Annotated in this window: 23 protein-coding genes and 1 pseudogene; 19 read left to right on the top strand and 5 right to left on the bottom strand. The window is 36.9% G+C overall.

Annotated features, from left to right (window positions below):
- Positions 1-120: 120 nt before the first annotated feature.
- Together B9J78_05955 and B9J78_05950 are read left to right on the top strand one after the other, a co-directional pair.
- Positions 121-2,547, top strand: coding sequence for a hypothetical protein (locus B9J78_05955; protein ID MBA2124456.1), 2,427 nt, complete (start codon positions 121-123; stop codon positions 2,545-2,547).
- A complete protein-coding gene (locus B9J78_05950) occupies positions 2,537-2,944 on the top strand; it encodes a hypothetical protein (GenBank protein ID MBA2124455.1) in 408 nt (135 codons plus the stop codon). The genes B9J78_05955 and B9J78_05950 overlap by 11 nt, the downstream gene beginning before the upstream one ends.
- A gap of 261 nt (positions 2,945-3,205) precedes the next feature.
- Here the strand turns inward: B9J78_05950 and B9J78_05945 are convergent, their stop codons facing one another.
- Positions 3,206-5,047, bottom strand: a complete 1,842-nt coding sequence (locus tag B9J78_05945; GenBank protein ID MBA2124454.1) for a hypothetical protein — start codon at positions 5,045-5,047, stop codon at positions 3,206-3,208.
- Between the two features lie 57 nt (positions 5,048-5,104).
- Positions 5,105-5,443 (bottom strand): hypothetical protein, encoded by a 339-nt coding sequence (locus tag B9J78_05940; protein ID MBA2124453.1) that lies wholly within the window; start codon positions 5,441-5,443, stop codon positions 5,105-5,107.
- A gap of 330 nt (positions 5,444-5,773) precedes the next feature.
- Between B9J78_05940 and B9J78_05935 the strand changes: the two are divergent.
- A pseudogene (locus B9J78_05935) lies at positions 5,774-6,708 on the top strand (cysteine synthase A).
- A gap of 9 nt (positions 6,709-6,717) precedes the next feature.
- Complete coding sequence (locus tag B9J78_05930; protein MBA2124452.1) at positions 6,718-7,926, top strand: hypothetical protein; 1,209 nt, start codon at positions 6,718-6,720, stop codon at positions 7,924-7,926.
- A gap of 171 nt (positions 7,927-8,097) precedes the next feature.
- On the opposite strand, the gene B9J78_05925 is transcribed toward B9J78_05930, so the two are convergent.
- Positions 8,098-10,944, bottom strand: a complete 2,847-nt coding sequence (locus B9J78_05925) for a hypothetical protein (GenBank protein ID MBA2124451.1) — start codon at positions 10,942-10,944, stop codon at positions 8,098-8,100.
- Positions 10,922-13,438 (bottom strand): hypothetical protein, encoded by a 2,517-nt coding sequence (locus B9J78_05920; protein ID MBA2124450.1) that lies wholly within the window; start codon positions 13,436-13,438, stop codon positions 10,922-10,924. The genes B9J78_05925 and B9J78_05920 overlap by 23 nt, the downstream gene beginning before the upstream one ends.
- A 422-nt stretch (positions 13,439-13,860) precedes the next feature.
- Between B9J78_05920 and B9J78_05915 the strand changes: the two genes are divergently transcribed.
- From B9J78_05915 to B9J78_05870, 10 genes are all read left to right on the top strand, one after another.
- On the top strand, positions 13,861-14,280 hold the full coding sequence (locus tag B9J78_05915) for a hypothetical protein (GenBank protein ID MBA2124449.1): 420 nt from the start codon (positions 13,861-13,863) through the stop codon (positions 14,278-14,280).
- Positions 14,281-14,775: a hypothetical protein gene (locus B9J78_05910; protein MBA2124448.1), complete on the top strand. Its 495-nt coding sequence runs from the start codon at positions 14,281-14,283 to the stop codon at positions 14,773-14,775.
- Positions 14,776-14,965: 190 nt separating this feature from the next.
- Positions 14,966-15,460 carry a translation initiation factor IF-3 gene (locus B9J78_05905; GenBank protein MBA2124447.1) on the top strand — a complete coding sequence of 165 codons (495 nt, stop codon included), beginning with the start codon at positions 14,966-14,968 and terminating at the stop codon, positions 15,458-15,460.
- Between the two features lie 12 nt (positions 15,461-15,472).
- Complete coding sequence (locus B9J78_05900; protein ID MBA2124446.1) at positions 15,473-15,667, top strand: 50S ribosomal protein L35; 195 nt, start codon at positions 15,473-15,475, stop codon at positions 15,665-15,667.
- A 33-nt stretch (positions 15,668-15,700) separates the two neighbouring features.
- Positions 15,701-16,057 (top strand): 50S ribosomal protein L20, encoded by a 357-nt coding sequence (locus tag B9J78_05895; GenBank protein MBA2124445.1) that lies wholly within the window; start codon positions 15,701-15,703, stop codon positions 16,055-16,057.
- Positions 16,054-17,076 (top strand): phenylalanine--tRNA ligase subunit alpha, encoded by a 1,023-nt coding sequence (locus B9J78_05890; protein ID MBA2124444.1) that lies wholly within the window; start codon positions 16,054-16,056, stop codon positions 17,074-17,076. Before B9J78_05895 ends, B9J78_05890 begins: the two co-directional genes overlap by 4 nt.
- A 3-nt stretch (positions 17,077-17,079) precedes the next feature.
- Positions 17,080-19,185 carry a phenylalanine--tRNA ligase subunit beta gene (locus B9J78_05885; GenBank protein MBA2124443.1) on the top strand — a complete coding sequence of 702 codons (2,106 nt, stop codon included), beginning with the start codon at positions 17,080-17,082 and terminating at the stop codon, positions 19,183-19,185.
- A 9-nt stretch (positions 19,186-19,194) separates the two neighbouring features.
- Positions 19,195-19,509 (top strand): hypothetical protein, encoded by a 315-nt coding sequence (locus tag B9J78_05880; protein ID MBA2124442.1) that lies wholly within the window; start codon positions 19,195-19,197, stop codon positions 19,507-19,509.
- A 63-nt stretch (positions 19,510-19,572) separates the two neighbouring features.
- On the top strand, positions 19,573-20,340 hold the full coding sequence (locus B9J78_05875; protein ID MBA2124441.1) for a hypothetical protein: 768 nt from the start codon (positions 19,573-19,575) through the stop codon (positions 20,338-20,340).
- A 44-nt stretch (positions 20,341-20,384) separates the two neighbouring features.
- The gene (locus B9J78_05870; protein MBA2124440.1) at positions 20,385-21,140 is read left to right on the top strand and encodes a dethiobiotin synthase; all 756 of its coding nucleotides are present in this window, start codon (positions 20,385-20,387) and stop codon (positions 21,138-21,140) included.
- Between the two features lie 50 nt (positions 21,141-21,190).
- Here B9J78_05870 and B9J78_05865 read toward each other — a convergent pair whose 3' ends face one another.
- Positions 21,191-21,409: a hypothetical protein gene (locus B9J78_05865; GenBank protein MBA2124439.1), complete on the bottom strand. Its 219-nt coding sequence runs from the start codon at positions 21,407-21,409 to the stop codon at positions 21,191-21,193.
- 431 nt (positions 21,410-21,840) lie between these two features.
- On the opposite strand from B9J78_05865, the gene B9J78_05860 reads away from it, so the two are divergent.
- The 5 genes from B9J78_05860 to B9J78_05840 all read left to right on the top strand — a co-directional run bounded on the left by B9J78_05860 (position 21,841) and on the right by B9J78_05840 (position 23,648).
- On the top strand, positions 21,841-22,230 hold the full coding sequence (locus B9J78_05860; GenBank protein MBA2124438.1) for a hypothetical protein: 390 nt from the start codon (positions 21,841-21,843) through the stop codon (positions 22,228-22,230).
- 3 nt (positions 22,231-22,233) lie between these two features.
- On the top strand, positions 22,234-22,455 hold the full coding sequence (locus B9J78_05855) for a prevent-host-death protein (protein MBA2124437.1): 222 nt from the start codon (positions 22,234-22,236) through the stop codon (positions 22,453-22,455).
- A gap of 134 nt (positions 22,456-22,589) precedes the next feature.
- On the top strand, positions 22,590-22,871 hold the full coding sequence (locus B9J78_05850; protein MBA2124436.1) for a hypothetical protein: 282 nt from the start codon (positions 22,590-22,592) through the stop codon (positions 22,869-22,871).
- Between the two features lie 76 nt (positions 22,872-22,947).
- Complete coding sequence (locus B9J78_05845; protein ID MBA2124435.1) at positions 22,948-23,334, top strand: hypothetical protein; 387 nt, start codon at positions 22,948-22,950, stop codon at positions 23,332-23,334.
- Entirely contained in the window at positions 23,316-23,648 is a 333-nt protein-coding gene (locus B9J78_05840; protein ID MBA2124434.1) for a hypothetical protein, read from the top strand. Before B9J78_05845 ends, B9J78_05840 begins: the two co-directional genes overlap by 19 nt.
- The last annotated feature ends 90 nt before the right edge of the window (positions 23,649-23,738 follow it).

Genomic DNA, 23,738 nt, shown 5'->3' with positions numbered 1-23,738 from the left:
TAAGATAGAAAATGAAAAAGAAGAGGTTCTGGAGTGTCAACCTGTAACCACATCTTGAAGCCAGGACATAAAAAAGCAATAATTTAGTTAATCAAAAAACTAAAACGAGAGGTGTGTTTTATGAAAAAAAATTATCAAGGTGTTTGTCCCATCTTTTTCTTGGGCGCTTTCTTGGGCGCGTGCACAACAATGCTGAGTGCTGGAAGCGTGCAGGCGCAAGAACCGGCACCGTTGGTTTTGGCTGAGAAGAGTAAGACCGAATACGTGATCGTTATCGGCAAAAACGCCTCGGCTGCGATTAGATATGCCGCAGAGGAGATGCGCTATTTCCTAAACAAAATGACTGGCGCAACGTATGATATTGTTTCGGATGCGATGGCGGCTCGAGACAAGGAGATCGTCATCGGAAAAACAGTGCGTTTCAGCATGGGGCAAATCCCGAAGGATTTGCGCCCCGCCGTACTGGAAGGATTTGTCATTTACAGAGACGGCTCCAAACTGGTCTTTCTTGGCAATTCCGATCGAGCGGTGCTGTATGGGGTATATGATTTCCTGGAGCAGGAATTGGGATGCCGTTTTTTGGCTGCCAATTTCAATCATGTTCCCTCCAAGCCGTCACTGTCGCTGGATTTTAAATCGCGGCGCTATGATCCACCGCTTGAAAAGCGTAATGTTGTGAATCCTCATGAAGGTGAAAAGTGGCATGAAAATGAAAAGTGGACGGTCAGAGCAAGGCTGAATGGTAATTGGTCTTGTGTGCCGATGGAGAAAAAACTGGGTGGCGCAAAATATATCGGCGCTGCAAACCACTCCTTCGGTCTTCTGGTTCCTTCGGATGTTTATTTTAAGGAACATCCCGAATATTACGCGCTGGTGGATGGTGTTCGAATAAAAACGGTTGATACGTTGCATGGCCAGTTGTGCTTGACGAACCCGGACGTCTTGTCCATATCCATTAAGACCATAAAAAAATGGATTGATGAGTACAAGAAATCTCCGAACTATAATTCAGAAAGTTTAACTTTTGTTTCCGTCGCGCCCAATGACAACCAAAATCACTGCGAATGTCCGCAATGCGAAGAGATCAACGAGGAAGAAGGGAGCAGAGGCGGGACTTTGTATCGGTTTGTAAATAGTATAGCCGAGGCCGTTAAAGTTAACTATCCAAATGACAATATCAGGATTTCCACATTGGCCTATGGCGAGACGATTGTACCGCCTAAAAAAACAGTTTTGAAAGAAAACGTCGTCGTTGTGATTGCACCTTTGGCTGTAGATTTCGCACGCATGTTGAACGACCCTTCCAGTGAGTTTAATGTCCCTGATTTCAAAAGCATGTCCGCCTGGTCAAAAATGCTTCCGGAAGGCTTCTATGTATGGAGCTATTATCTTGCCGACCATCCGAACATTAAACCTTATCCAAATTTTCCGGTTATTGATAAAAATATCAGACTGTTTAGAGAAATGGGCATGAAAGGTATGTTCGCAGAAGCTACTTATGCGGAAGCAACTGAACTGCGTGCCTTGCGGAATTATCTTCTGGCCCAATGTATGTGGCGTCCTGAAACAACAGACGGGCGAAAGGTAATCGAGGAATTCTGTCGGCTTTATTATGGGCAAGGCGCTCCGTATATTTTGGAATATATCGACTTTGTGGATAAAACGTTCAGGGAACAAAATATCCCTCTGCGACTTTCGGCTGAACCTCAAATGCAATACACAGATGCGTTCCTGTCGCAAGCGGATTCCATTTTAGAAAGAGCCGAAAACGCAGCTGAGAATGATCTATTCAAGCAACATGTGGCGAACACACGTTTGGCAGTTTGGTATTTAATGATTCGACGTGCTTTCCAAACCGAAGGTGTTGTTATGACGCTTCCGTTGGAATGGTATTTCAAAATCGATCCGAATGATGTTGGGATCAAAGAGAATTGGGCTGAACAATGTCCTAAGGACTGGGATAAAATAAAGGTAAACGATTCCTGGACAGAGCAGGGGTATGACTATCACGGTGTGGCGTGGTATGCGGTAGAATTTGAGGTTCCCGAATCACAATCGACCATGGACAAACTGTCTTTTCATTTTGGGGCAGTCGATGGCTACTGTGATGTATTTTTGAATGGAAAGCTGATTGGCAGTCAGACCGTTGAGCCGGAAAAAATGTGGAATCAACCTTTCTCTATTCCGGTTAGCAATCTGATTGCGCCGGGTAAAAATCGTCTGGTTGTCAGGGTACGCAAAGAGTTTCATGCGGCAGGGATATGGAAGCCAGTAGCCCTTATTGATGAGTCTAACGCAGTTTCTGATCGGATGAGAACGATTTGTAGGCGGTTTATGGAAAACGCACGCCGCATCGGAGCCAAGCGCTCGGGAGCCGGCATATGGGGACGGGATGATTTAGTTTTGGATTTTTTTCCGCAAATCGAAGCTCTTTTGCGTCGGCAGTTGCAGCCCGATCGTAAGCAGGGAACAAAAAGCATACAGGCTGTGTTTCTACCAAATGATCACAGGACGTACTCCGAAGTGACCGACCAGAATGGTGTTTGATGTCTGCGTTAAGCAGACAGCTGATAAAACGTGGACTATGGGGCAGTCCATCTTTTGGTCTATCCGGGATATTTTGAAAGAAACCGAAGGCACTGGTCTGAAATACAAAATGCGGGTAAGAGTCAAGGTTGACAAAAAAGGGGATATTGGAAATGCGTTTAGCTATGCGCATGCTTATTTCAATATGAATGATTGGGCGGGCGATAACGTTCAGCTAATTGCCATACCTGCACAAGCAGTAAATAATCGGGAATGGCAATGGTACGAATTGCCGGATGTTATTGAGTATCGCCCTGACGTAAGACAAATTGTCTATGTCGTAGCCGAAAATAATCCTGAAAATGTCTCGGCGATCTACGTGGACACGTTTGAATTGGTGCCTGTCACGGAAAAGTAAGAAATTTAAAGAATGCAATTTTATAACCATTTAAGGTCATTTAATAGCCCCTTCCAGCGGGGGCTCAGGTAGCATATGACCACTCATTTGGCATTGAAAGTCACCATGGCATCAACAGGAACTGACATTTTTGATGATATTTCTGGATATTTGGGATAGATGGAGGGAAAGTGGCTACAAGAGAAAACACTCCCCCTATGCCACCTGTCTGCTGTGCCGGCACAGGCAGGTAAGTGAGAGGAAGTTATTCTTATGGAGAAGTTAGGTTTTATTAATGATACTGGCAATACAGGCAGGAGGAGCACGCAACTTAAGGGCTTTCCAGTATTTCCTTTTGGAATCAGAAGACTTAATAGCCTTTCTAAGCGTAAGAGTGATATTGATAATGAAATGTAACAACTTCTTAATGAGCGTTGCAATACAAGCTAAAACCGCAAGGATACGAGCTCTTTGGACCCCCATAACTATTGGTTTATCAATAACATCAAGGTCAGTTTTAGCAGTACTATTTGTTCTTTCAGCAGAGGTTCTGATATTGTATATCTTCTTCCATCTCTTTGAACCTCTGGGTATCTCAGTGATAAGCCTTGGGTTTTTGCTTACAGGCATGTGTGTGGCAAAGCCATTGCTATTATTAAGGTATTTGCAATCAGCAATAGGCTCTGGGACTGCCTGTGGAGAAAAAAGGCATTGTTTGGCACAGATAAAGGACAACCTTTTTTCATCCTTATCATATCCATTGGGCTTGCAGGTAGCTTTGCAGGGAGCATAAGGATAACCGTTATGGTCATAACCTCTTTTGTAGAGAGCATTCTGAGTAAGGTCTTCATTTCTGGGATTGTAAGCAAAGATAGGAAGGGAGTCATTTTTTCTTGAGTAATCATAGTTATCCGTATCATCGAAACCAGAATCACCGACATCAATATGAGTTTCAAGGCATGGATGATGTCTTTTAATTTGTTCTCTTAAGGCAATGAAGAAATTACCATCATGGTGTGAGCCATCTTCTGTGAGGACAGCAATGGGCAATTCAAGGCCGGTTTCAGGTTCAACTGAAGTGGTAATTGTAGTAAGAAAACCGAAGACCCTTTCTTTCTTATTGGGATTATATTTACTTCTTCGGTATCCGACCTTAGCAGTAAGGTCAGCAGGAACTTTGGGACACTTAACATAGAAAGGATTACCCTTGAGATTAAGTTCTACTTTTGAGATATTGCTTCTTATGGGAATGAGCATGAATTTAGCCCTGGCTAAATCTTCTTCCACACCAAGCAATTTGGCTGTCTGGTCTTTTTCATTAACAAGCTCCGGGTCAAAAGGGAATAGTTTATAAGCCATGACAATGATTGAAGGAGGATGGACATTTTGAGGAAGAGAATCCACTCTCGGGCATTTAGCATAAGCCCTTCTTTCTTTGGTAAGGTCAATTTTAGAAGGATTCTCAAGGAGTTTAAGGATCTTATCTCTTTCCCTATGAATGAAGTCTTTATCAGTTACTCTTATCTCAAGACAATCCTTGCAGGCATAATTACAACCCTTATATCGGGCAGCAGTGGGAAAAAGACTGCCATCATGGGAAAGAATACGAGCAGTGATAAGGCCAAGAGCTTCTACAATCTCAACAAGGATATGGAAGATTCTATTATAAAGAGGTTCGCCAAGCCTGGCTCTGAAATTACAGAATGTTGCCGGACATGGTATATTATCCAAAGAGATACCGGCATAAGTGCGGTAGCATCTTCCATTTTCCTTGTGATGCAGCCTATTACAGAACTGAGCCATTGATGAGAAACCATCTAACCAGCGGAACATATCAAGGAGGAAGAGAGAAGGAGGGTCATAGCAAAACGGTGGAAATGGGCTATAACAGTGAGCAGTTAAACTCCGGACAAAGGAGAAGTCAATCAGGGAAGATATTAACTTTGATTTATCGTAGTAGCCCTGAGGAGAAATATTGACGAATCTTTTCTTATAGGCATAATGAGAAAGTCTCCATATAGGAGGTTTAGGGAAAGGTTTATGATGTTTCAGGTTAACCCGGACATTGATAAGGTTAAGCTTTCTTCCAACTCCGGTAAGAGAATGGGCTGTAAGATCGTTCAAGGTGACCTCCCATGTTTCCACGGGCAAGTGTGCTGTCACTTGCCCGGGAGGTTTCTTTCAACGAGGCTTTCGCCGTTTCAATATCTCAGCATTAAGTTTAGAGAGTTCATTTATAATCTCATGTGCTTTATGGTAATTCTCAACCCACTCAGTAGCATCTTTCTTCCTTGTAGGAGAAAGGTAGATGTGCCTGCTTTTGCCACCGATATGAGTAGAAAGGTAAGGAGTAATATGCTTCTGTCCTCTTTTGCATCTGCAGTTAGGTTTGCCACAGCACATGCGAAGCTCTACTACAGAGCCCTTAATAATATGCCCAAGGCTTATAAGCTGGTCTCGCAACCTTTTTCGCTTAGCGTAAAGCCCGGAAGTATCTACAGCAGCCTGAAAGTCTACCATAATCCTATACACCCTCTTGTATATAGGATTATACCACAAAGATATGATGTTTGTCAAGGGGTAAGGTGATTTTTTTAGATTTTTTTGGGTGGAGCAAAACTGAATTACAGCTCAAAAATGGGTTGAAATCGGCGGTTTGCTGAAAAAAAGCAGACGCTGGTGGGCTATTAAATGACCTTTCTATATGGGAAAAGACAGGTGAGGCTGCTACTGATATTGCTGATAGTTTTAATTTTAAAGTGCTTACAGATAGTGCAAAAAGTTTAAGAGCATTGGAATACCGGATATGAAGGTAAGAAAATATGTATCTGCACTCTAAATAGAGGGTCTATGGCAAGAATATTTTCAGATATTACAAAGGCAGTTGGCAATACACCGCTTGTCCGTTTAAAAAGAATTTCTGAAGGATTAAATATAGATATAGTGGGCAAGCTTGAATTTTATAACCATTGCAGCAGCGTAAAAGACAGGATTGCAGTTTCTATGATAGATGTGGCAGAAAAAGAAGGTCTGCTAAAGAAGGGTTCTATTGTAGTTGAGCCTACAAACGGTAATACCGGAATTGCCCTTGCTTTTGTTTGTGCTGTTAGGGGATATAGACTTATACTTACTATGCCTGAGACTATGAGCTTTGAAAGAAGAAAGCTATTAAAGATATTTGGAAGTGAACCTGTTCTTACCCCCGGGGAAAAAGGAATGAAAGGGCTGTAGAAAAAGCAGAAGAGATTGTCAATAAAACAAAAAATTCTTTTATACCTCAGCAGTTTAAAAATCCTGCAAACCCTGCAATACATAGAATAACAACTGCACAGGAGATATGGAATGATACAGATAGAAAGATTGATATGTTTGTTGCAGGCGTTGGGACAGGTGGCACGCTTACAGGTGCGGGTGAGGTTTTAAAATCAAAAAACCTTCTCTTAAATGTATAGCAGTTGAACCTGCAACATCTGCTGTTCTTTCAGGAGGTAAACCAGGTCCCCATAAAATACAGGGCATTGGTGCAGGATCTGTTCCGGATATATTAAACAAAAACATAATTGATGAGATAATTCCTGTTTCAAATGAGGATGCAATAAAAACATCAAGACTGCTTGCAAGAAAGGAAGGAATATTCTGTGGCATATCATCCAGGTGCTGCTGTGTGGGCCTGTTTAGAGATTGCAAAAAGAAATGAAAGCAAAGGCAAGACAATGGTTGTGATATTTCCTGATGCGGGCGAAAGGTATCTTACCACTGAATTGTTTCTTGAAGAAGAAATTTAGGAGGGCTCAATGGCAAAAACAATTACCGAAATAAATGAAAAGATAAGAAAAGGGCAGGCAGTTATAGTAACTGCTGAGGAGATGATAGATATTGTTGGCGAAAAAGGTGCATCAAAAGCAGCACAAAAAGTTGATGTTGTGACAACAGGGACATTTGGTCCTATGTGTTCATCGGGTGCATACTTTAATATAGGACATTCAAAACCAAGGATAAAGATCGGAGGAGGAGAAGCCACTATTAATAATGTTCCTGTATATGCCGGTTTTGCTGCTGTTGATATACTGATAGGTGCAACTGCTCTTCCCAGAGATGATCCTAAAAACAGCATTTATCCGGGTGAATTTAAGTACGGGGGAGGTCATATAATACACGACCTTGTTGCAGGAAAAGATCTTAAACTCGTAGTTGGCACCTACGGGACAGACTGTTATCCTAATAAACACCTTGAAACATTTATAAACATAAAAGACTTAAATGAGGCCGTTCTTTTTAATCCAAGAAATTGTTATCAAAATTATAATGTTGCAGTAAATCTTTCTTCTGACAGAACAATATATACATATATGGGTATATTAAAGCCAAATCTTGGGAATGCCAATTATTGCAGCGCAGGACAGCTTTCACCCTTGTTAAAAGATCCTCATTACAGAACAATCGGTATTGGAACAAAGATATTCCTTGGCGGGGGAACAGGGTATGTTGTATGGCAGGGCACGCAGCATAACCCGACGGTGAAGAGAAAAGAAAACGGTGTTCCACAGGCCCCTGCAGGAACAATTGCTGTTATGGGTGACTTAAAACAGATGAGTCCGGATTGGTTAATCGGAGCATCTTTTGTAGGATATGGCGTAAGTCTTAGTGTTGGGATAGGAATACCGATACCTGTATTAGATGAAGGGGTTGCAAAGACAACTGCTATAAAAGATGAAGCAATATGGACACAGATTGTTGATTATAGTAAGAACTATCCTGAGTGTGTGCCCGGAAGTTTGGGTGAGGTAAATTACAAACAGCTAAGAAGCGGAAAAATCATAGTTCAAGGAAAAGAGGTTCCTACCGCATCTTTCTCAAGTTATGCAAAGGCAAAACAGATTGCAAACATCTTGAAAGAATGGATAAGAAAAGGTGAATTTCTTCTTACAGAATCGGTTCAGAAACTTCCCGATGCTAGCAGCGGTATAACATTTAAGATGCTGAAAGAAAGACCGATAAGATAACTGATTATATATATAGGAATTTCAGTAAATTCCTGCATAATGGTTAGGGGGTCTAATTATATGCTTTGTTATAATTACAATTGGTGGAATGGTTAAGGTTCAGGCCTTCAACGCCTGCTTGCTATCTGTCTTCTTGTCACAGGCGGGACTAGGCTCGGGGCGGATATTTATTTATAAGTATTGTTTTGAGCATATAGTTTTAAACACACAGTTAGGGCATTCTTTTTCAGGATTTTGTGTCGGATAAAAGTCAATACCAGGTTGAAGGATTTCTTCAATGAGCTGGGATATTGCTTCTTTGTATTGTTGAAAAATTTGCTCTCGGATACTTCTGACTTGTTTATTTTCAAACAGCATTTTTTCTTCTATATCTGCTCTTGATAATTCAACAAGCAGACTGTTTATGTTTTCAATATTATGTATTTTATTATTTTCCAAAAACAGAAATATGTAAAATGGAAGTTGAATAGAATTAAGTGTTTTTGCCCAAGTTTCTCTTTCTGTAATTGAAAATTTTTTGTTTGGTATTTTAACAGTCGAACCTGTCTTATAATCAATGATAAATATAGCATTATCTCTTCTGTCAACCCTGTCAATCTTTCCTTTCAGGGTTATGGTTTTAGAGTTTATTTTTATACCTGCATAATATAGTTTTTCACATTCCTGGATAACTATTTTTTCTTTACCGCTTTGGACATATTTTAGATAGTCTGTCATTCTTTTTTTAATCTGCATCTTTATCAAATACAGCCTTCCTTCTATGGATTTTCCATATTCTTCTTCAAATACAATATCTGTAATCTGTTGGATTTGTTTATAATCTTCTTCTCCTATCACAAGGGGCTTTAACTTTCTTGGTGTGAAGAATATATTTAATATCCTGTGAACCGCTGAACCTATATGTTTCTTCTCTATTTCTCCTATTATTTCTTTCTCTGAAATCTTTAAAATATATTGATAGAAGAATTGGACAGGGCAGTGAAGATATGTATCAATTGAGGATGGGGAAAACTTAAAATTAAGAAGAAAGTCAATATAATCCTTGTTTTTTTTGATTGGCTCTGTGTTTTTCTGACTAAACTGAACAGGAAGAAATATATCTTTACAGTTTGCAACCTCTATACTTTGGGCTTGTTTTTGTATATTCCAGATTATCTGTTCTACAAATCTGCTTTTTTCTTTGTCTTTATTTTCAATATAAAATATATGGACATTTTTTGAAGACAGTATGAGTGTGTCAAGATAATGTTTTGAGATTATTTCCCTTTGCTCATATGTCGGAAGCCCGAGATACTTTCTTATACTATGTGTAAGTATTGTGTCTTCTTTTTTCGTATCCGGAATTACTCCTTCATTTACATCAAGTATGTAGACATTTTCAAATTTTATATTTCTCGTTTCAAGAAAACCGAGAACCTGAAGTCCTTCAAGCGGTGTTCCCTCAAACGGAATATTTATTGTTTTTATATAATTTTCAAGAAGGTTAAAATAACCCTCAATATACGAAAATTTTTCTTCTGATAAAAGATTTATTTTTAAGTCTTCTAATGCTTCTATGGCTGTCTTTATAAACTCAACAGCATAGGGGTGATAATTTATAGGACTTTGTTTGGATATAAAATATATCAGGCTTTGAATTTTTTCTGAAAAGTCCCTGATATTGACTATTCTAAAAAATGGTTTTAGTGCGGTTGAATGTATTTCCCGTAGATGTTTTTTAATATCTTCATATTCTATCTCTTTTATTAATGCATTTTTAATCTTCTCATAGCTGGTTTTGAGAATCTTTTCATCATTTTCTATGCTATCCAATCCTATGAACCTGTTTCCATTATCTATAAGGCAATCTTCTATTGTATGGAATATTATACGAGAAGCGGTGCTTGACTGTTTCAGGTATATGTTTTTTATATATGGATGCAGTACAAAAAGAAGATACTGCGGAACAAATACCTGTTCTTCTTTTCCCTTGGAAGTCTGTTCTATACGAACAGACTGCATTGTTTGTATTGTGTTTTTTAAGATATTCAACAGAAGAAACAGAGGTGTTCTAAAAAGAGGGTATCCCATTGATATGTTGTGTTTTATTCCACCCGGCAGAAGAACATACTGCAAAAGAGGAAAAAGTGTTTGCACAGAAGGGATACATATCACATCAGAGGGGGCACCCTGCCTGTCGGCGGAGGGGTAAGATTTTTGGCTAAAATGTTTTTTAAGCTCAAATATCTGTGAATGGACATCAAATGCCCTGTAAAAATGGAATACCGGTTCTGTATCGTTTGTGTCTGAAATGTAACCAGATTCAGCCACCTTAAACATTTTTCCTAATGACTCTGATTTTTGGAATATAAAAGTTGAATTATCCAGTGTTTTTATTTTATCAAAGATGGTCTTTTCACAATCTGTAAGTGCAAAAAATCCTGCAAATATTATATTTTTAAATCTTTTTAAAAGAGCGGGCTGAATTTGTTCTGAAATCTCTTTATACTTAAAAGACCTTGTTGCTTTTTTATTCTCCAGGATGTATTGATAAAATTTTTCATAGCAGGCTGAAAAATTTCCGAACCTTTCTTTTATCTGTTCAGGAAATGTTTCATCCAGTATGGTCTCTATTTCTCTTATCTTTCGGGTTTTTGTATTTTCAATATACATCTGTTCAAAATCTGAAAATATCTTAAATCCCCATGGTATAAAAGATTCAATTGTGTTTTCACCTTTCATGCCAAAAGGTTGTATTTTTAAGATGATTGATATAGCGTCAAGGGGTGTTATATCTTGAAACCCTGGTCCTATTTTTTTGAAAGCATCCTCTATAAACTCATCCATTGAAAATATGGTTTGAGGTGAAACATCCCCTTTTTGTAGAAGCGTTTTTCTTAGGAAATGGCCCGGCCTTTTGCCCGGAAATACCACAAGACTTTCAAAGTGTTTGTCTTTCAGTATAATATCTGCTGTATATTCAATCAGATTATACGAGGGTGTTAAGATTATGTTTTTATGCTCTTTGTCCATTTTCATACTCGTCAAATATACTTAAAAAAGCATCCGCCTTTGTAGATTTTATAACTATGTTGTATAATTCATCTTTTGCCCTTGTTGTTGCCACATATAGTGTGTTTAAAAATTGGATTCTATCTTCTGTTTGTTTTTCTTTATAGATAGATTCAAGAACAGGAGATTTTTTAGCAAAACTGTTGTTTATATAGTGGACACTTATTGCATTTTCTGTTTTTTTAAAGTAGATTGCATCCCGTTGTCTTTGTTTGCTGTATATAAGATTTATTACAACGGGGAAATCCAGACCTTTTGATTTATGAAAGGTCATAACCCTTATTGCATCTATATAATCCGGAAGCGTAATATCAAGGATGGCTTCTTCTTGACTCTGTCTGCCCTCTATTATTTTTAATAGTTCATTTATACTGTTTTTCCCTTTCCCCTCAATTGTATTTATTGCTTCAAGGTATTTCATAAGAAAACCGGTCTGGTCTTCAAAAATTTCAAGTACTTCAAATTTATAAAAGATAAGCCAGATAAGATCGTATGGGGGAAGAAAGCCCACATTCTTAAAAAGCACATCAAAATATTTGTTCCATACATCTTTAAATAAATTACTTTCTCTAAACAGGACATACAGGTATTCAGATTTTTTTTTGTCTTTTGAATCAAAAAGGAATTTCAGAACATCATCTCCGACTGTTTTTGTTTTTTTAACAAATATATCACCCAAAATAAAAGTGGCAAATGAAAGGTCATCGGTTGGTTTATCAAGAAATTTTAAAAGGCTTGTTATTTCCATTATGATTTTTCTTTTTCTTATATCCAGAGAGCTGTAAGAACAGGAGGGAATCTGTTTATTCTGTAGCCATTCAAGTATTGTTTCAACATCTGTATTGGTATTTGAAAGTATTGCAATATTCCTATAACTATGCCTTTTTTTAATATCTTCAATTAAACCATAAAGCACATCTTTTTCCGTAGAGATTTCCTTTTCCTCTTTGATAATTTTTGTAAGAACATATCCTTTGTTCTTTTTTTCTTCAAGCGGATACTGGGTATATGTTGTAAGATTTGTTCTATCATCTTCTATGTATTGTTTTAATTTGTTTTTAAACAAATTTTCTACATATTGAACAATTACACTTCCACTTCTAAAATTTTTTTCAAGGTCTTTAACCCGGCATTTATTTGAGATGTTGGTAAGATATTTGTAGTGTTGAGAATTGTTATTGATGGTGTTTATAAACTCTGACATTATTCTGTAATCGGCATTTCTAAACATATATATTGCCTGTTTTAGGTCGCCCACTGCAAAAAGTGAGCCGCCCCGGGAAAGTCCTTCTTCTATAAGCGGTGTTATATTTTTCCACTGGATAATATCCGTGTCCTGAAATTCATCTATCATAAAATGATAAAGATAATCTCCAAGCCCAAAATATACCATTGGAACAGTATCTTTTTTTATATAATCAGAAAGCATCTTGTTTATATCGCTTATATATATCCATCCTCTTTCTAATTTGATCTTTAGAAGCCTTTCCTTAAAATTTTTATATAGCCTTAAATACGGTTGGTATCTGGCAATGGAAAGATATTCGGCAATTTCTTTTAAGTCTTCATTTATTGATTCCCATTTGACTTTTGCTTGTTCATATATTGGGCTTGTTGTTTTTTTAACAGGCATTGTCCGTTCTGAAAATGTTTTTGACATAAGAGCCTGAAGGTTTTTTTCCTCTATTATTTTTTTATAATCTTCTGGATTATGGGAGGATTTTATAAGAGAAGGATTGTTTATAAGATTTTCTACAAGTTCAAATTTTTTTACAAACCTGTCAAAGGCGTTATCGGGCTTTGGGTTTTGTCTTTCAACCGTTATTTCCCCAAGATTTTTAGCCTCTTCTTCTAAAAGTGTATTGAATATCTTGGTTATTTTAAAAACAGGATCCCACACAAATGTATTTTTTTCTATAAGATTAATAACAGAAAGAAAATCTTCAAAATCTTTTTTAATTTGTGATTCTTCAGACCCAACAACCTCTTTTAAGATTAATGAAAGTGTATAGTCTATCAGTTCAAAATAAGAGGTTGTAATTTCAACCGATGGTGGAAGTCCGATATCAAAAGTGCAACAGTTAAGCACCCTGTTCATAAAACTATCTATTGTTTGAATTCTAAAATCCGAGTATCTATTAAGTATATTTTCAACTGTATCCGATGCTTTTTTTGATAGGTCTTCTTTTATTTGAACAATTTCAAGAATCTCCGGGTCTTTTTTATCGGATATAGCAATATTTTTAAGTTTTTTCAATATTTTTTGTTTCATTTCAAGTGCCGCATTGTTTGTAAATGTAATTGCAAGTATACTGGATATGTCATTGTGTGCGATATTATCTGAAAGGATATACTGAAGATAACGAAGCACAAGTGTATGTGTTTTTCCTGAACCAGCAGAGGCCTGAATAAGAAGTATATCAGGGAATCTCAAAAATTTATCTTTTTCCAATATCGCCATATTTTTATTATATTCTTTATTTTAAAAAAATACTATGCATTTTTCCTCATCTTTGCAAAAGACAAGTTAAGAACTTAAAACCCTGCCATACACACTGGCGAGAAGTCCTGTCACCTATCACCTGTTTTCTCAACCTTAACCTTATAATCTCTTCTCATTCCTAATATGAGATTGTTGAAAAACCCCAACAATCTCTGATTACGCAGATTGAAACGGATTACACAGATTAAACTCCGACGACAAAATCGGTGTAATCTTTCAAAAATCTGTGTAATCAAGACCGTTGATGACTTTTAGCGAAGCGTCAACGGTCTAAATATGTATTTTTATGAGTTGACAGGTATAATAATTGATTTTATAATGTAGTGGAAGGACCATTATGGGATTTATAGAAAAAATAATCTACGGTAATAAAAATTAAATTGGTTATAACTGTAAGCGTTTTGATATTTGTAGCATTTTTCTTGTGGTGTGCATCGTTTGATAAAGTATATTATATCTTAAAAAATGGTCCTCAACTTAATAATCAGTCTGTTCGTATAACAGGCATAGTAAAAGATAGTATATCTATACCGTTTGTCGGAAATATCTACAGAATAAGCTACGGAACAGAACAGATATGGATTATAAGCAGAAATGACTCTTCAGTTGAAGGTGTGGTAAGTGTGGGCGGGATTGTTAAAAATGGTATAGACTCGATTCTTAAGTCGGACCTTTTACCGCCAGCAGTAGAACCTATAAAAGCATATATTAAAACAGATACCCCTTTTATTATTGAAAATTCAAGAGAAGGGCTGGTGCAGAGTTTCAGGTTCACATTTGCGAAGAGGCAGATAAGATAGATGTCTATTATATTTATTGCAGATGGTTATAATATATTGCACAAAATAAAAGAATGCGAAAATATTTCACTGGAGCAGGGAAGAAGATTGGTTATCCAGAGGCTTAAAAATTGTGCCGGAAGCGAAAGAAACAGGTTAGTAGTTGTTTTTGATGGCAAAAGCGGCGTAATAGGAATAGAAAGACATAGTGGTTGCAGTGTTATATTTTCAAGAGATGAGCCAGCAGATAATGTTATAAAAAAGCTTGTGAACAAAGGCAATCCAAAACAGATGGTATTTATAACAGATGATATTGCAATAAGAGAATTTGTAAAAAAAAGCGGAGCCAGGGTTGTAGGTGTTCAGGAATTCCTTTCGCAAAGAACAAAACAAAAATCTCCTCTACATATAGGCGGAACAGAAAAAACCACTGATACTGATAAGGTGAACATAAACACGCCTTTGGGTTATAAAATAACTGAAGAATTTAAAAAATTATGGGTAGAAAAAGTGTAAAGTAGATAACATGGTTTATTGTTACAATTGATACTTTTGTAATAGGATGTTAGAATACCTAACTCTGCAGGGGCTTATCGCATAACCCCGATACAACATCTGCCTACCGCAGGCAGGAGGCCTTGGAATAAAAACAGGCAACTGGTGCTCCGGGCAAACAAGGAGGAGGTGATTAAAGATTTCTAGTTTTATAAGGATTAACACACAAATAAGGGCACTTCAGATTCGTCTTATAGGTGCAAATGGTGAGCAGATTGGTATTGTTACGTTATCAGAAGGATTAAGAATGGCAAGAGAACAAGGTCTTGACTTGGTTGAGGTTGCTCCCAATGCAACACCCCCTGTTTGCAGGGTAATGGATTTTAAAAAGTTTAAATACGAGCAGGAGAAAAGAACAAGAGAGGCAAAAAAGAAACAACACTCTTCTGATGTAAAAGAGATAAAAATCAGGCCAAAGATTGCAGAACATGATTATCTTGTAAAACTTAAATATATGGAAGGTTTTATAAAAAAGGGCAAAAGAGTGAAGATAACAATGACTTTCAGAGGTAGAGAAATGATACATATGGAAAAAGGGCGGTTAACTCTTGACAGGTTTATCCAGGATTCTTCCGGGTGGACTGGAATTGAAAAAGCACCTGTTCAGGATGGTAGGAATATAGTTGTTGTTTTAAAACCCAAATAAGGGGGGATTTAATTGAAAAAATTAAAAACTGTAAAAGCAGCTGCTAAAAGGTTTCGCATTACTGCAAGGGGGAAGATTATTCATAGCAGGTCCGGGCACAGACATCTTTTAATATCAAAAAATAGAAAAAGAAAGAGAAAAATTTCCGGTGTAAAACAGATAAGCAATGTTGAGAAAAAACGGATTCTTTCATTGCTACCATATTAATCAATACTATGTAAATAAAATTTGGAGGATAAAATGTCAAGAGTAAAAACAAATGTAGCAAGACTAAAAAGACGAAAAAGACTTTTGAAAAGTATGAAAGGTGCATATCTTGGAAGGTCCAAACATTACAGGCATGCACTCCAAACAAAAAGAAGGGCCCTTGTTTATGCCACAAGAGATAGAAAGGTAAAAAAAAGAGATTTCAGGCAAAAGTGGATAGTTGCCTTAAATGCCGCATGCAGGGCGAATAATATTATGTATAGTAGTTTTATAAACGGACTTAAAAAAGCAAAGGTTGAATTAGATAGGAGGGTCCTTGCCCAGATAGCACTAAACGACCCCTCTTCATTTACAGAGTTAACAAAAACTGCGACATCTGCAAAGATATGACCATTGGTATTGATAAAATAAGAGAGTCTGCATTGCTTGAAGTAGAGTCTGCAAAAAATATAAAAGAGTTAGAAAAGATAAAGATAAAATATCTTGGCAGAAAAGGTGTTATTTCTGAAATGCTAACAGGTATCGGTAATCTTCCGGTTGAAGAAAGACCTGTTATTGGAAAAGCAATAAATATCTGGCGCAAGCAATTAGAACAAACTATCAATGATAAATTATCCGCTCTTCGGCACGATGAAGAAAAACCTTTCATAGATATCTCAATGCCGGTTGTAGGTTTTCAGGGAAGTGTCCATCCACTGTCAAAGGTTATAGATGAAATATGCGATATTTTCATAAGAATGGGCTTTTCTGTTATAGAAGGTCCCGAGGTAGAATCTGAAAAATATAATTTTACAATGCTTAATATCCCCAAGAACCATCCCTCAAGAGATGCCTTTGATACATTCTATCTTGATATTCCCGCGCCTGATAAAGAAAATAATCTTTTATTAAGAAGTCAGACCTCAACTGTTCAGGGAAGGGTGATGGAAAAAATAAAACCTCCCCTGAGGGTTGTATCTCCGGGAAGGGTCTACAGGCCTGATGCAGTAGATGCAACCCATTCTTTTATGTTCCATCAGATAGAGGGGTTTTTTGTGGATAGAAATGTGCGGTTCACAGATTTAAAGGCAGTTATAGAGGTTTTTCTTAAATCACTTTTTGGAAAAGAGGTAAAAACAAGATTTATTCCACACTATTTCCCTTTCACAGAACCCAGTGCGGAGGTTGAGATGTCCTGTATATTTTGTTCGGGAAAAGGTTGTGGTGTATGTAACGGAAGCGGATGGAAAGAAATACTTGGTTGTGGAATGATACACCAAAATGTTTTTCAAAATGTTGGCTATTCAAAGGCAAGGTTTACCGGTTTTGCATTCGGTATGGGGGTTGAAAGAATTGCGATGCTTAAATACCTTATTCCCGATATAAGATTGTTTTTTGAAAATGATATAAGATTTTTAAGACAATTTTAAAACATGAATATCTCATATAACTGGTTAAAAGATTATATTGAATTTAACTGGACAGCTGATGAGCTTGCAAAAAGGCTTACCTCTTGCGGTTTAAAAGTAGAAAAGGTAGAAAGCCTACCTATGTTTGGAGATTTTTTACTTGAAGCAGAGGTTACAACAAACAGGGCAGACTGTTTAAGTATGGTCGGTGTTGCAAGAGAGGTAGCAACGGTTTTGGGCAAAACAATAAAAGACCCTGTCAAAGAAGCAACCCTTCGGTGGGAAACACTTAAAATATCCAAGCAAGAAACCCTGTCTGTGGATATATCTTCAAAAGAATCCTGCCACAGGTATACGGGTCAAATTATTAAAAATGTCCAGGTTGCAAAATCCCCTGAGTGGCTTATTAAGAGAATAACATCTGTGGGTTTAAGGGCTATAAACAATATTGTTGACATAACAAACTTTGTTTTAATGGAAACAGGACAACCCCTCCATGCCTTTGATTCTGACCTTATACAGGGTAATTCCATTTATGTAAGGTTTGCAAAAGAAGGTGAGACGATAAAAACACTTGACGGTATTGAGAGAAAACTTTCAAACAATTTTCTTGTTATTGCAGATAAAAATACACCCCTTGCACTTGCTGGCATTATCGGAGGAACAGGCTCTGAGGTTACAGAAAATACAAAAAATGTGTTTCTTGAAAGTGCGATGTTTAATCCTGTTTTAATAAGAAACACAGGAAGGTCCATAGGGCTTTCAACAGATTCTTCATACAGGTTTGAAAGAGGGGTTGACCCAGGTTGTGTTCTTGGTGGCTTAAGAAGGGCTGCTCTTTTGATATCTGAGATTGCAGGTGGAAAGATTGTTGGAAAAACATTGGATGAAGGGAAAAAACCTTTAAAACCAAAAAAAATATTATTTAATTGCAAGTGGGCAGGCAATTTTCTTGGGAAAAATATTAAACCTCAGTCTGCAAGAAAGATATTCAAAGGGCTTGGTTTTGATATAAAAACAGTATCAAGAGAAAAACTGTATGTAAGCATTCCCCCAAGAAGGCAGGATATCTACACGGCACAGGGCCTTTGTGAAGAGGTTGCCCGCATATCGGGATATGATATCTTCAAATCAACACTTCCTGTAACAAATTTTAGAGACACCTTGTCGGTTGAAAAAATATCAATTGTAAGACAGGATACACTTTTATCAGGAGATGAAGATTACGTCTTTCTTAAAAACATAAGAATATATTTATCCGATATAGGATTATATGAGGCTTATACATATTCACTTCATAGCCTTCAAACAGTTCAGAATTGTGGCATTGATAAAAACATTGTTGTTTCTGTATTAAACCCTTTAAGTTCCGAACAGGGGGTTTTAAGACCTACGATAATACCGGGTATACTGTCAGGAGTATCAAGAAACCTTAACAGAGGAATTGAAGGTGTAAGGTTGTTTGAGGTGGGGCACTGTTATATTAAAGACGATGGTTATATAAAAAAGGTTGAAAAGATTTGTATTGGAGTTTCCGGTAGGACACAAAAAAACTGGAAAGAAAAGCAAAGACAGATTGATATATTTGATTTAAAAGGTATCCTTATTTCTTTGCTCGGATACTTAAAAATAGAAAATATCAATTTTACAAAATCCGAATTTCACATGTTTGAAGAAGAAATGTGTTGGAATATTGAACACGGCGGCAAACATCTCGGGTATTTAGGTAGGGTAAAAAAAAGCGTGGCCTGTTTATTTCAGATAGATATTGATGTATGGATGGTAGAATTAGACATAGATTCAATAAAAAGCAACATCAACAAAAACATTGTATTTACCGAACTTCCCAAATATCCTTCTGTTACAAGAGACATTTCATTTGTTATAGATAAAAAAATAGCAGTTCAGGATGTAACAGAGTGTGTAAAAAAAAACGCAAACGATTTTATAGAAAATGTATTCGTATTTGATGAATATAAGGGAAAACAGGTATTTGGAAAGAAAAAAAGTCTTGCCCTTTCAATAGTATATCGTTCAAAAAACAAAACACTTACCGACAAAGAGGTGGATGATATGCATAACGGCGTAAAAGATAACATTGTTAAACAATTAGGTGTTCAGATAAGATAAAGGAAAAATATGGCACTTGATATCGTATCAAAAATACAGGAAGCAGAAAATAAAGCAGACCAGATAATCTCATCTGCCCACAGGGAAGCGCACAGAAGAATTACATCTTCAAAACAAAAAGCAAAACAGGCCATAGAAGAAGCAATTATAGATGCCGAAAAAGAAGCAGAAAAAATATCAATCCAGATTGATGAGGAAGGTAAAAAAGAAATTGAAAAGATAAAACAAAAGATACAGAATCAGATAAAAGAAATCAATACATCTGCAAATAGAAATAAAAAAAAAGCAGTTGAGTTCATAATCAGTGAATTAGTGAACCTTTAGATCCTTTGAGCGGTTGCAAAAACCTCATAGAACGGATGACTGGTAACAGGCAACTGGAATAAGATGGATAAGGATAGGATAATTAAAAATTTTTCACGGTATGCAGCCTTTTATGATAAGTATGCAAATATACAGTATTGTGCAGGTCAAAAACTTTTAAGGCTTGTAAATGGTTTTTGTTTTGAAAGGCCAAATATACTTGAAATAGGGTGCGGGACAGGGAATTTTACAATGCTTTTAAGGAAATGTTTTACAGATGCAGATATATTTTCTTTTGACATCTCTGCCCAGATGGTTCAATTGGCTAAAATAAAGATAAAAGATGGTGTTAATTTTTTTATTGCAGATGCAGAGGATAAAAAGCTGGATTTTAAGGATATGGATATTGTAGCAGCAAACTCAAGTTTTCAATGGCTTGAGAATTTAGAACAGTGTTTGTCAAGATACAAACAAATGTTAAAAAAAAATGGTCTTTTTATTTTTTCTATATTCGGAAAAGGCACTTTTTTTGAGTTAGATAAAATTCTGAAACTAACAAATACTAATTCCAGAACAGCATCTTCATGTTTTTTAAGTAAAATTGAATTAGAGCAGATTTTAAAAAGGGTTTTTATAACATTTTATATTGAAGAGTTAAATATAAAGGAAATGTATCCATCTTTTTTAGAACTTTTAAAAAAAATAAAGTACACAGGTGTTCAGGGTGATAGCAGAGGTTTTTACTGGGACAAAAAGAAAATAAATTATGCAGAAGGAATCTATAAACAGCATTTTGAGGATATAACAGCAACATATCAAATATTTTTATGTAAGGGACTGTCCCAAAGATAAGGAAAGAGTCCTTCTAATGAGAGGCTAATACGAGGGCAGGAGCAATGCATGTAATATTTATAGCAGGAACAGATACATCCGTTGGGAAAAGTGTGGTAACAGGGCTTCTGGCTAAATTTTTACTGGAAAAAGGATATAGTGTTGTTACACAGAAGTGGGTTCAAACAGGTTCATCATCAGCAGAGGATATCAACACCCATCTTAAATTTTTGACCTCTGATAAATATAGCAACACCTACCACAGGTATAAAAATTTGATGTGTCCTTATGTTTTTAAGTTTCCTGCATCACCCCATCTTGCTGCAAGGATGGAGAATAAAACCGTAAGTATTTCAAAAATACAAACTTATTTCTATAAATTAAAATCTATATTTGATTTTATTATTGTAGAAGGAACCGGCGGATTGATGGTTCCCTTGAATTGTAATTATCTTTCTATAGACCTGATAAAAAAATTTAATATCCCCGTAGTACTTGTTGTCGGTAATAAACTGGGTTGTATCAATCATAGTCTTTTATCTATCCATCAGATACATTTTAAAAAAATAAATTTTATAGGTTGTATATTCAATAATTTTATAAAAGAAAACAGGATAATCCAGAAAGACAATCCAAACATAATAAAAAAAATTAGTAAAACTGAAATACTAGGAATATTGCCATATAAAAAAAATATTGGACATTTACAAAATATTTTTAAGCCCATAGGAGAAAAAATAAAAAGGCAGTGTGTTATAGAGCCTGTGAACATAATTTCCAAGCACCTCGGCACCAAGATACAAAATACAAGTTCCAAATAAATGATAAATGTCAAATAACAAATGACAAATTCCAAATAATTGTAATATATTCAAGTGGTGGTAACAAATCTTTGTTCTACCTGCCCAAAATTTGCTCTTAAATAAGCAGAATTTTGGGCAGGAAAAGAGAGAAAAAAGATTTCTTTGACGCATGCCAGAACCTCCGGTAGAATACTAACAAAAAGAAGGTTCGGGTATGGGAGAAAAAGAGTGTCTTTATAGAATGAGACTGAGAATATTCGAAGAGCCATATAAAAATCGGGAACCAATAACCTCCCTCTGCAAAAGATATGGAGTAAGTAGAAAGTGGTTCTACAAGTAGAAGAAGAGAAGAGATAAAGAAGGAGATGAAGGTTTAAGGTCAAAGATAAGAGGAAGACCAAAGATGCCCAATAAAGTATCAGAAGAAGTAGAAGAGCAGATTCTAAACTTTGTAAAAGAATATCCTCCATATGGACCAGAGAGAATGGAGGCAGAATTTAAAAAAGCCGGCATCAAAAGTAAAAGAGGGAAAAGAGGGGAGTGGGGTCTTGATTATTGACATTTATTAAGGACTCTAATAAAGAGGGACAGCTACCGTACCGCCTCAAGGCGGACGCGGCATAAACAGCCCGCACAGCTGAGTTTTGCGTTAGCCTTAATAATAGTGCCCTCGACAATACATATTGACAACTCCATGTCTGAGTTGTACAATTAAACTATGGAAATTGTAGCAGATGCAAGCGCATTTCTTGCTGTTGTCCTCGACGAGAGCGACCGTGATTGGATTATTAATAAAACTACCGGACGAAGCATTATTTCACCTGAAGTTTTGCCCTATGAGATCGGCAATGCATTAATCGCTGTAAAAAGAAAAGGGCGTCTTAATGATCGAGAAGTCCTTCGGGCGTTCGACCTGTCGCAGCGCATAGTAGTCAGGTTGGTTTCGGTAAAAATTCACGAGGCGATGAAAATTGCTCTGCGGTTCAATATATATGCTTATGATGCGTACTATTTGCAGTGCTGCATAGAAAACAAATTACCTCTCATCAGCCTTGATGATAGTATGTGTGATATTGCAGGAAAACTTGGAATAAAGGTGGTGGAATAAATTATGAAGATTTATACCTATTCACAGGCCCGCGAGAAACTGACAGACATCCTTGAAGAGTCTAAAAGCGAGGAGGTTGTTATTCGTCGGCGCAAAGGCGATATGTTTTCTATTGCGCCTAAAACACGCTCTTGCCGTTCTCCCTTTGATGTGCCGGGTTTGAGCAAAAGTATTACAAGAAGAGAAATATTAAAGGCAATACGCGAATCCAGAAAACGGGCATAATAACTTCAGCGGACGACGCGACACAGCCGTAACCCCTTTGCCTTTACTCGACTGCCTTTATCTCGAGAATCCATTCTATGTGAAAAACCCTATCGTCCTTCCTTGCGGTGCAGTAAGCCTGAAGGAGCGTTGACTTGCCCGTGCCTGCTCGCCAGATTCTCAGTGGCGGGGATAAACAAGAACAGGCAAAAAAATTTTTTAGAAAAAGTACTTGGCAAAACTTAATTTATATAATAGACTTGTTATTAAGTGGGGGTTTGCATGATGACAAACAAATACAAAAAACCTTACTAACATTTTTAAAAACAATCTTGTCCTCGTGCAAACGGGGAAAAACATCAGAACATGACGAACCCAGAGTTGTTAATTATATTACTACAGGGAAGCAACTCAACAGCTCCGGGTTTGTTTTTTAATATGAGGGATTATAATCAGAGGCGAACTGGTGCCTGGTGCTCCCGCCATTGAAGAGTTCCCACTGCCAAAGATTTAGTGGGTAGGGGCGGGCAGGGAGGAAAAAGGAGGGCACACATTATGAAAAGACAAAGTAGAATAACTTTAGGCGTGTTAGTGATTGTAGCTTTAATTTTCCTTTTTGGAGGAATTGCCTTCGCTCAGGATTTTTCTGCTGACATGGTTTCTACAACGAAATCTGGAGTTGTCACAGGAAAGATTTTTGTTACAAAAGAAAAAACAAGAATGGAAATGCCTCAGGCTATCACCATAACAAGGATGGATAAGAATGTAGTCTGGATACTTATGCCTGACCAGAAGATGTATATGGAACAGTCATTAAAGCCTGAAAATGTAGTGGCTACTACAGACAAGATGCCGGGGGGAGAGAGGTTGAACGAAAACTTATGGGCACAGAAACAATAGATGAAAAAACAACCAATAAATACAGGATAGTTTATAAAGTGGGCGATAAGAAAGAGACTATCTTTCAATGGATTACTACCGATTCTGGCTTTCCAATAAAGTCAGCGGGTGAGGACGGCAATTGGACAATGGAATATAAAAATCTAAACATTGGGAAACAACCAGATTCTCTTTTTGAAATTCCAGCAGGATACCAGAAAATGTCGTATGGGATACCAACTATTCCTGAGATGAAACCGACAGAAAAGCCAGTGGAGGAGAAACGAAAGGAACCGAAGAAGCCGCGTATTCCTAAAATCCCAAAACTTTGGTGAACTAAAACTACCCGCAACGGCAGATAACAGATTCTGAAGGGTAAGGCTCTAAAAAAGCTTCGCCCTTCTCACATCATAAAATTTAAACAA

It is taken from the genome of bacterium Unc6 (genome assembly GCA_013626165.1).
In the GTDB taxonomy this organism is placed as follows: Bacteria; Omnitrophota; Gorgyraeia; order Velesiimonadales; family Velesiimonadaceae; genus Velesiimonas; species Velesiimonas alkalicola.
Note: the sequence above shows the minus strand (reverse complement) of the source record. Positions and strands in the feature narration are given on the sequence as shown.

What these genes read in the sequence shown, in the direction of transcription:
- B9J78_05840 (MBA2124434.1), top strand. Translation starts at nt 23,316, where the DNA reads ATGGGCACAGAAACAATAGATGAAAAAACAACCAATAAATACAGGATA.
- B9J78_05855 (MBA2124437.1), top strand. Translation starts at nt 22,234, where the DNA reads ATGAAGATTTATACCTATTCACAGGCCCGCGAGAAACTGACAGACATC.
- B9J78_05910 (MBA2124448.1), top strand. Translation starts at nt 14,281, where the DNA reads ATGTCTATTATATTTATTGCAGATGGTTATAATATATTGCACAAAATA.
- B9J78_05950 (MBA2124455.1), top strand. Translation starts at nt 2,537, where the DNA reads ATGGTGTTTGATGTCTGCGTTAAGCAGACAGCTGATAAAACGTGGACT.
- B9J78_05880 (MBA2124442.1), top strand. Translation starts at nt 19,195, where the DNA reads ATGGCACTTGATATCGTATCAAAAATACAGGAAGCAGAAAATAAAGCA.
- B9J78_05955 (MBA2124456.1), top strand. Translation starts at nt 121, where the DNA reads ATGAAAAAAAATTATCAAGGTGTTTGTCCCATCTTTTTCTTGGGCGCT.
- B9J78_05930 (MBA2124452.1), top strand. Translation starts at nt 6,718, where the DNA reads ATGGCAAAAACAATTACCGAAATAAATGAAAAGATAAGAAAAGGGCAG.
- B9J78_05890 (MBA2124444.1), top strand. Translation starts at nt 16,054, where the DNA reads ATGACCATTGGTATTGATAAAATAAGAGAGTCTGCATTGCTTGAAGTA.
- B9J78_05875 (MBA2124441.1), top strand. Translation starts at nt 19,573, where the DNA reads ATGGATAAGGATAGGATAATTAAAAATTTTTCACGGTATGCAGCCTTT.
- B9J78_05895 (MBA2124445.1), top strand. Translation starts at nt 15,701, where the DNA reads ATGTCAAGAGTAAAAACAAATGTAGCAAGACTAAAAAGACGAAAAAGA.
- B9J78_05885 (MBA2124443.1), top strand. Translation starts at nt 17,080, where the DNA reads ATGAATATCTCATATAACTGGTTAAAAGATTATATTGAATTTAACTGG.
- B9J78_05940 (MBA2124453.1), bottom strand. Translation starts at nt 5,443, where the DNA reads ATGGTAGACTTTCAGGCTGCTGTAGATACTTCCGGGCTTTACGCTAAG.
- B9J78_05920 (MBA2124450.1), bottom strand. Translation starts at nt 13,438, where the DNA reads ATGGCGATATTGGAAAAAGATAAATTTTTGAGATTCCCTGATATACTT.
- B9J78_05870 (MBA2124440.1), top strand. Translation starts at nt 20,385, where the DNA reads ATGCATGTAATATTTATAGCAGGAACAGATACATCCGTTGGGAAAAGT.
- B9J78_05925 (MBA2124451.1), bottom strand. Translation starts at nt 10,944, where the DNA reads ATGAAAATGGACAAAGAGCATAAAAACATAATCTTAACACCCTCGTAT.
- B9J78_05860 (MBA2124438.1), top strand. Translation starts at nt 21,841, where the DNA reads ATGGAAATTGTAGCAGATGCAAGCGCATTTCTTGCTGTTGTCCTCGAC.